Source organism: Microcystis sp. M53598_WE2 (assembly GCF_030067735.1).
GTDB classification, from domain to species: Bacteria; Cyanobacteriota; Cyanobacteriia; order Cyanobacteriales; family Microcystaceae; genus Microcystis; species Microcystis aeruginosa.
In genome coordinates, this window is record NZ_JASJFE010000695.1 from 1 (window position 1) to 7,311 (window position 7,311).

At 41.8% G+C, this 7,311-nt stretch carries 10 protein-coding genes; 5 read left to right on the plus strand and 5 right to left on the minus strand.

The features are described from left to right. Positions 1 to 208: 208 nt before the first annotated feature. Positions 209 to 628, plus strand: coding sequence for a XisH family protein (locus tag PX636_RS14140; RefSeq protein ID WP_002774526.1), 420 nt, complete (start codon positions 209 to 211; stop codon positions 626 to 628). Beyond that, positions 613 to 915: an element excision factor XisI family protein gene (locus PX636_RS14145; protein ID WP_002734790.1), complete on the plus strand. Its 303-nt coding sequence runs from the start codon at positions 613 to 615 to the stop codon at positions 913 to 915. The genes PX636_RS14140 and PX636_RS14145 overlap by 16 nt, the downstream gene beginning before the upstream one ends. A gap of 190 nt (positions 916 to 1,105) precedes the next feature. Here the strand turns inward: PX636_RS14145 and PX636_RS14150 are convergent, their stop codons facing one another. The 3 genes from PX636_RS14150 to PX636_RS14160 form a co-directional block, all read right to left on the minus strand. Next, positions 1,106 to 1,291, minus strand: coding sequence for a DUF5615 family PIN-like protein (locus tag PX636_RS14150; RefSeq protein ID WP_308417902.1), 186 nt, complete (start codon positions 1,289 to 1,291; stop codon positions 1,106 to 1,108). Beyond that, positions 1,292 to 1,516, minus strand: coding sequence for a DUF433 domain-containing protein (locus PX636_RS14155; protein WP_008199295.1), 225 nt, complete (start codon positions 1,514 to 1,516; stop codon positions 1,292 to 1,294). 142 nt (positions 1,517 to 1,658) lie between these two features. Then, positions 1,659 to 2,408: an NYN domain-containing protein gene (locus tag PX636_RS14160; protein ID WP_012265277.1), complete on the minus strand. Its 750-nt coding sequence runs from the start codon at positions 2,406 to 2,408 to the stop codon at positions 1,659 to 1,661. A 346-nt stretch (positions 2,409 to 2,754) separates the two neighbouring features. Here PX636_RS14160 and PX636_RS14165 point away from each other — a divergent pair, with 346 nt between their 5' ends. From PX636_RS14165 to PX636_RS14175, 3 genes are all read left to right on the plus strand, one after another. Further along, entirely contained in the window at positions 2,755 to 3,654 is a 900-nt protein-coding gene (locus PX636_RS14165; RefSeq protein ID WP_288117628.1) for a J domain-containing protein, read from the plus strand. 90 nt (positions 3,655 to 3,744) lie between these two features. After that, complete coding sequence (locus PX636_RS14170; RefSeq protein WP_288117629.1) at positions 3,745 to 5,220, plus strand: serine/threonine-protein kinase; 1,476 nt, start codon at positions 3,745 to 3,747, stop codon at positions 5,218 to 5,220. 547 nt (positions 5,221 to 5,767) lie between these two features. After that, the gene (locus tag PX636_RS14175) at positions 5,768 to 6,019 is read left to right on the plus strand and encodes a type II toxin-antitoxin system RelE family toxin (protein WP_002799202.1); all 252 of its coding nucleotides are present in this window, start codon (positions 5,768 to 5,770) and stop codon (positions 6,017 to 6,019) included. Positions 6,020 to 6,281: 262 nt separating this feature from the next. Here the strand turns inward: PX636_RS14175 and PX636_RS14180 are convergent, their stop codons facing one another. Together PX636_RS14180 and PX636_RS14185 are read right to left on the minus strand one after the other, a co-directional pair. Continuing rightward, positions 6,282 to 6,599, minus strand: a complete 318-nt coding sequence (locus PX636_RS14180; RefSeq protein ID WP_288117630.1) for a type II toxin-antitoxin system VapC family toxin — start codon at positions 6,597 to 6,599, stop codon at positions 6,282 to 6,284. A 52-nt stretch (positions 6,600 to 6,651) separates the two neighbouring features. After that, the gene (locus PX636_RS14185) at positions 6,652 to 6,879 is read right to left on the minus strand and encodes a DUF2281 domain-containing protein (RefSeq protein ID WP_002799199.1); all 228 of its coding nucleotides are present in this window, start codon (positions 6,877 to 6,879) and stop codon (positions 6,652 to 6,654) included. Positions 6,880 to 7,311: the final 432 nt, after the last annotated feature.

The window sequence follows — 7,311 nt, forward strand, 5'->3', positions numbered from 1 at the left end:
GGAACACACCCTACCAGATCTGCACTGAGTTCCGTTGTTGCCTTGTTAGGATTAGGAGGATTAGGGTTAGTCTCTAGCCTGACCAAGCGAAAATAGAAATAGTAGGGTGAGCATTGCCCACCTTACCGCTTTTTCGGTCATAATAAATCCGAATTAGGGCGAACTGTAGTAGAATAGAAATCGAACCTCTTAAGCAGGGTTTATAAGGATGTCCAGACGAGACGATCTACATTTATCATTACGTCATACTTTAGAAAAAGAGGGTTGGAAAATCACTGATGATCCTTTAATTCTAACCTTAGAAAAAACCTTGCTTAAAGCTGATTTAGGAGCAGAAAAGTTTTTTGCTGCGGAAAAAGAAGATCGTAAAATTGCCGTAGAAATCAAAGACTTTGATACGCCTTCAGTTATCAGTGAATTAGAAAAAACAATAGGACAACTTCAATTATACCAATGGGCTTTAGATTCACAAGAACCTGAAAGAAAACTTTTTTTGGGCATTAGTCAAGCGGTTTATTTAAAACACTTCAAAAAAGCTATTTTCCAACTGGTTATTAAACGTAACAGAATCAATTTAATTATTTATAATCCTCAAAAGGAGATAATTTGCGAATGGATAACACAGTAAATTATGCCGATATTCTGACTCAAGTTATCAGAAAAGAGTCGGCGATGCAACCTCGATTACAAACCCTTAAAATTACCCCAGTTTGTGATCCAGAATCAGGCAACTTTTTAATAATTATGACTGGTTGGGAAAAAGAAGCATGGATTAATACAATTTTATTTCACGCTCGTTTATTGAAAAATAAAATTGTCATTGAAGATGATAATCTTGAAGAAGGATTAACAACCACTTTAATTCAGGCTGGGATTCCCCCAGAAGATATTATTACTGGACTTTCCCTAGAGTAAGGCAGGCATTACCCACCTTAGCGATATCGCAATGAATGTTAGGAAAAATTATCTAAATGCTTCAATTCGATCTAAATAGACATTAACTAATTTATGTTCAATAACCAAAGCTTCAACTTCTGGCCAAATACGAGCTAAAAACTGATGAAATTCGCGTTTTCGTATATTGCCAAAACGGAGATGTACTACTTTAGGTGCAAAAAAAATTAAGCATTAGTTGATCGGAAAAGTCTGTATCTTTCGTAACAATAACCAGTTTTTTATCCTTTGCATATTGCCAAATTTCCGTATCACTTGGACTTCTCCCTAAAAATGATCGGTAAAGATGGAGTGAAGAGGATTTTAGCTGGTAAATTTTCATCGAAGAAAAAACCATTCATGCAATTTTTCTGACTTCATAGTGATTCGCCATCAATCTTGCTGCAAATTGCATACAGGCATAAATATCTTCTCGATTCAGAGAAGGATATTCTTCAAGGACTTCTTCAATAGAATCCCCTGCTCCCAAAAATTCCATAACTGTTTGCACCGGAATTCGGGTTCCAGCTATAACAGGTCTTCCATTACAAATATCTGGATGGATATGGATACGACTTTCCATTAAGGTTTTGTTACCTCTTTGATGACCTTAAGTAAACTTATTATACCCTTTCATAGTAACAGGTAAGGATGTTGGGTTTCCTTAAAATTGATCGCTGCAGCGGTAGGAATTGCATTAAGGAACGCACCCTACCAGATCTGCACTACGTTTTTGGAGTAGTGCCATTCTTTTGCTTGCTCCTCACGAAGACTGCCTTATTTTTTCGCTGAATCTCGAATAAGTCAATAGCCTCGAACAGGCCACTCAACTTTGCATATCCGTAGTTGCGTGGGTCAAAAGATGTCTGATTTGCTATGTGTCCGCCAATCTCTGCCAAATTCGACCAACCATCATCGTCTAGAGTGCTAGAAACAGCGCCCCTCAATAAACTGATTAATTTGGTGTCTTGCTTCAACTCTTTACCAGTTTTCTTCACACTTGCAGAAACTTTGGAAGTCTCCTCAGAATTTACTGCTTGATCAATAGTTTCTAGGTATAAAAATGTTGAACACGCATAAACAAAAGGCAATGGTGTTTTCTTCTCGCCAAATCCATAGACTTTTAAGCCATTTGTCAAAATTCGCATCACTAAAGGAGTAAAGTCACAATCGCTCGACACGATTGCAAAAGCATCCAACTGTTGTGTATACAGCAAATCCATTGCATCAATAATCATTGCAGCATCAGTAGCATTTTTGCCCTTCGTATAGTCGAACTGTTGGACGGGGCGAATAGCGTATTCATGCAAACACTCCTCCCAGGCTTTCAGCGCAGGACTTTTCCAGTTTCCGTAAGCCTTACGAATATTGGCAACTCCATACTTTGCAATTTCAGAGACGATCGCCTCAATTTTTGATGCAGGGGCGTTGTCTGCATCAATCAGCAGCGCAATTTTTGATTCTGATTGCCGCATATTGCTCCAGGTGTGCTGATCACTTTAATTTTTGAACTCGAACAGACACTCTTCAAGTATGCCCCAACCGATAACCTAAGCCATCCAACTATTAATTATACAGAAACTTTCCGAATAACCAGAGTAAGGATATGGGAAAACTTTCGGCATATCACCCCGTTTTAGCGGAATTGCGGCGAACTTTTCCGTATATCAAACCCAGAAGCCTGTTAGCTAGATTAGCCTACTGCAAACAACCTCCTTTAGGCAGATTTCTGACAATCAGCCGAGATACAAAGAACTTTTCAGCGACCATAGCACCAATTATAATTCTTCGGGTAACTGAGCAGACTAACTAAAAGTGGCGATGGCGGAGCAAATTCTTTCTCTACTCTTGTACCTAATTCTCATTTTAACGGCTTTTTGGTTTATTAGCCCCCAAAAAAAGCCCCGTAGTCATCCCGCCTATCATCTTGCTTGTTTGCTGGAAGATGCTCCTGAAAGCTCTTTAAATGGTCAATTTTGTCCCCTGGCTACTCCCTTGGCTACCCCGATCGCCTGTACTGTTCCGCAGGTGTGGCGCAGTGTATATAGGCAGTCTCTGGCAAAACCGGATATTAATTATTGGCAATGGCGCGGTATGCCCGAAAATGAGCAGTTTTGTCGGGAATTAGGGGAATTATTGCAATTAAATCCGGCTAGAGGTTACGCTAAGGAAATTCTGGAAAGTCTCGCCTTGGGTCAAGATCCTTTTTATCATCTTTACTGGGATCTAAAAGCGATCGCTAATGGTAACTTTAACAATATCGGCACTAATAAACTAGCTGAGGGCAGATTTGCCCAGCGAGATTTGCGAACTCATCAGCAGATGCGGAGGGATTTTCGTCAATGGCATTTACAAGCTTGTGAACAGTTGGGAAAAGAGCGGGTTAAAGCGGTTTATCGGCGGTGTTATGGGTCAGATTGGTCATTAATCGCCCAAATTCTCTATCCTTCGCCCCGTTCCTTGGCCGTGATGATTATAGAGTCGGCTAATCCCGTTTGGTGGCGAGTTTTGGGGATTACTCCTTTTACCACGACTAGCCGGATTGAGAATAATTATAAAACTCTCTTGTGTTATTGGCATCCCGATCGCAATTCCCATCCCAATGCGACAGAAATCACCGCCCATCTTAATCGCGCCTACGATTGTTATCAAAGTTTTCAGGAGATGAGTAGTCAAGATAATGCACCTTTGTGGACGAAAATCCGTCGCTGGATTCCTTAGACTTGACTCTAGTTTTTCCCTTGACTTTTTCCTTAACGAAAGAATGTTAGTCTAGGAACAATTTAAGACCACGCTTGCACTCTCAGGGTAATGAATCTAGTGCTTTTAAACAATCGCTACCAAATTGTTAGTACCCTTGCTAGGGGGGGATTTGGGGAAACTTATATCGCCATCGATACGAATATGCCTTCTCAACGGCGCTGTGTGATTAAAAAATTGCAGCCAGCTATTCAAAGTGAGGAGATGCCAGAATGGTTAAAAGAACGTTTTCAGAAAGAAGCAAGCGTTTTAGAGGAATTGGGGGAACAAAATCGCCAAATACCCCGTTTATACGGTTATTTTGCCCAAGATAATCACTTCTATCTGGTGCAGGAATGGATTGAAGGGGAGACACTAACCCAAAAACAGCAACGACAGGGAAAATTATCCTCCTCGGTAGTGCGGACGATTTTAGAGAATTTACTGCCTGTTCTCGATTTTATTCACAGTCGCCGCATTATTCACCGGGATGTGAAACCCGATAATATTATCTTAAGAAATAGTGATAATTTGCCCGTTTTAATCGATTTTGGGGTAATGAAAGAGGCAGTGGCCACCTTACTCGATCCTACGGGAAAAAGTGCCTATTCGATCGCCCTTGGCACCCCCGGTTATATGGCTTCGGAACAGGCTGCCGGGAGACCGGTTTTTTCTAGTGACCTTTATAGCTTAGGCTTAACGGCGATTTTTTTATTAACGGGAAAAACTCCCCAATATCTAGAAACTGACTCGCGCACGGGGGAAATTCTCTGGCGACAGGAGGCAGAAAATGTTAATCCTAATTTAGCTATGGTAATCGATCGAGCGATCCGTTTTCATCCCCGGGATCGATTTGCTACTGCCAGGGAAATGTTGGCAGCTTTAGGAGAAATATCCCCCGATTTGTCCACCCAACCGACTATCGCGGTTTCTCCCCATAGTCCCCGATTAAAGTCCTCTACACCCCCAAAACCAACCGTCTCCCCCACTGTGGTTATTCAACCCAATTCTGGGGAAAAAAAGAATCCTTGGCTGTCGATTTTGCTGATTTTTGCGGTGACAATTGGGGCTTTTGCCCTAGGATATCGGGGATTTATGGCTCTTTTACCCAAAAATGAGGAAATTGAACCATTACCAACCCCTGAACCTTCTCCTAGTCCTGAAATCATTCCTCCTCCCTCCCAAGATTTTCCCCCTATCCGACGACCTTCTCGTCAACGGACTCCCATTTATTCCCCGACTCCTACCCCATCCCCGACTCCTACCCCAGAGGTGATTCCTACTCCAGAAGCGACTCCAGAATTAACTCCTAGTCCCACCCCAGAAGAAGTAATTCCTATTCCTGTTCCCCTTCCTGAAACGGAGCCGAGTCCTCAAGTTTCTCCCCTTCCTTCTCCTTCCCCTTCTCCTTCCCCTTCTCCTTCCCCTTCTCCTTCCCCTTCTCCTGTTCCAGAGGTGATTAATCCCCCGGTTAATGAGGATAAAATTGAACCGATCGCTCCTCCTGTTTTATCACCTTCTCCTCCTGAAGAAAATAGTAATCAATAGACTGCTTGCAGAAGTCGGAAAGGGGAAGATGATAATTTTCTCTTAAACCTTTGCCCTTTTCCCTACAATGAAAGAGAGCTACTGTTTATGCTTAATTCTTCTGATTCTATCTGCTCTGCCAGTTGACGCAGTAGATCAAAAATGCTAGTTAGGGTTTCCTCCGGTAATTTAGCCCTATTCAATTATTTCTATTATCCCCAGTCTATCTTCTGGTTGATGCGAGGTAATCCTGTTTAATTTAGTTCGCGATCGAGTTGAGGATCAGTCAAGGGAGAAGGCAAAGGCGAATACGACATACTGCGCCACAATCCCTCTTTTGTTTTATGATGGTTCATGAAAGGCAGAAAAACAATAAGGAAGTAGGCGCAGTGGCATGAACAACCAAAGTGCTGTAGATATTGAGCAATTCCTAGAGTATTTAGAAACCTCAAAAGACGGCTGATGACGTGCCTCCCGAAGAAATTGAGGCGGCAGAGAAAGCCTATCAGGAATATTTAGAAGGGTGCGATCCTGGCAAATCTAAAGCAGAGTTGAAGGCTGAGTTAGGATGTGGCACTACATCATCTTAAAACCAGCCGAGCGTTACCTAAAACGGTTACAGCCCCGTAGCCAAGAGCGCATCTTAAATGAACTGGATAAATTGCTGGCGAGTCCTAGTCAGACAGATTTCAAGAAACTCCAAGGGCGAGAGAGTTATCGCCTGCGGGTGGGTAATTATCGGGTATTAATGCAGGTCAATCGAGAAGAACGTCTTTTCATTGTCACTGAGATCGGTCCGCGTGGTGATATTTATAAATAATACCGAATCCGACACACCGCGCCACAATCCCTCACGAAAGGCGATAGTTCGCCCGAGAAGGAGTAAAACAGGGGAAACCACCTGAGACTCCTTCCCCTGTCAATCCCTAAGCTAGGGAGAAGAATGTAAAGATTTATTAAATTGTAGCTTTTGACACAGTTTTTTTGGGATGTGTATGATCCTGTTGTCTGCCTTTGACGTTGGGTGGGGGTGTTGCTTGACCTAGCTGCGAGGTGAGCGATCGCCTAACATTTTGGGAAATTTACCAAATTCTTTGAACGGGGTAAAGGTCAAATATCTCATCAACGCTCAGAATAGGCATAATTTCGGTTATTGATTGGGATATTAAAAGTCGATCAAAGGGGTCTTTATGATAGTGGATAAGGGTTGGTAGTGTCCAGATGTGAGCTAGATCAATAGAAAGTATTTCTAGATTATTAATGGTTATTTGATTTTTAATTAATTCCTGTAAAGATGGGTTAAGTTGTAATTTTCCCAGTTGCAGTTTTATTTGCATTTCCCAGACACTAGCAACGCTTAAAAACAAGCGATTATTTCGATCAAATAACAAATCCTGCACGGTTAGTGATAGTTTTTCTGAGTTAATGGGTATCTAATAAAAGTTGCATGGGTTAAGTTGGAGGCAAGAGTTGATCGGTTAGGGGTTCGTTAAAGTCATCGCTGATCCAGCCTTGACCTTGATATAATCCTGCAATTCTACCTATTTGGGTTATTTGGGTTTGATGGTGTTGATTGACTATAGATTCCAAAAAATCGAGAATTTCTTGTTGTTGTTGGACAGGTAATGTCTGAAGGGTTTGCAACAAAGGAGAATTGGTATCTAGGCCAGCATTGTTCATCACGATTTGATTTGAGGATTTTGGGGCAATACCTCAAGGATAGCATGGGTTTTCAGAGGTGAGGGGACAAGTTACGGATGCTGCGATTGCACTACTGAAGTCGGATCGGGTTTCTCTGTCTCGTCTTCTGGGGATTGTTTATTCTGGTTCTGGGTTTTCTTTATAGAGATTGGGAGGGAAATGTAAAGATTTGTAAAATATTTATTAAATTGTAGCTTAAAATACAGTTTTTAGTGCGGTAGTGTGTATTGTTTTGCTGTCCGTTCTTGGCGTTGGGTTGGGCTGTTGTTTGACCTGAGATATGAGATTTGCGATCGCACTAGCTGACACGACTTATCGAAAATTTGGGTTAAAACCCCGTCCTTTTAGGACGGCTTTAAGCTACAATGGAAAAAGCGATAACCAAGCTAAAAACTGAACCTTGACAACAGA

What these genes read in the sequence shown, in the direction of transcription:
- PX636_RS14140 (WP_002774526.1), top strand. Translation starts at nt 209, where the DNA reads ATGTCCAGACGAGACGATCTACATTTATCATTACGTCATACTTTAGAA.
- PX636_RS14145 (WP_002734790.1), top strand. Translation starts at nt 613, where the DNA reads ATGGATAACACAGTAAATTATGCCGATATTCTGACTCAAGTTATCAGA.
- PX636_RS14150 (WP_308417902.1), bottom strand. Translation starts at nt 1,291, where the DNA reads ATGGTTTTTTCTTCGATGAAAATTTACCAGCTAAAATCCTCTTCACTC.
- PX636_RS14155 (WP_008199295.1), bottom strand. Translation starts at nt 1,516, where the DNA reads ATGGAAAGTCGTATCCATATCCATCCAGATATTTGTAATGGAAGACCT.
- PX636_RS14160 (WP_012265277.1), bottom strand. Translation starts at nt 2,408, where the DNA reads ATGCGGCAATCAGAATCAAAAATTGCGCTGCTGATTGATGCAGACAAC.
- PX636_RS14165 (WP_288117628.1), top strand. Translation starts at nt 2,755, where the DNA reads ATGGCGGAGCAAATTCTTTCTCTACTCTTGTACCTAATTCTCATTTTA.
- PX636_RS14170 (WP_288117629.1), top strand. Translation starts at nt 3,745, where the DNA reads ATGAATCTAGTGCTTTTAAACAATCGCTACCAAATTGTTAGTACCCTT.
- PX636_RS14175 (WP_002799202.1), top strand. Translation starts at nt 5,768, where the DNA reads ATGTGGCACTACATCATCTTAAAACCAGCCGAGCGTTACCTAAAACGG.
- PX636_RS14185 (WP_002799199.1), bottom strand. Translation starts at nt 6,879, where the DNA reads ATGAACAATGCTGGCCTAGATACCAATTCTCCTTTGTTGCAAACCCTT.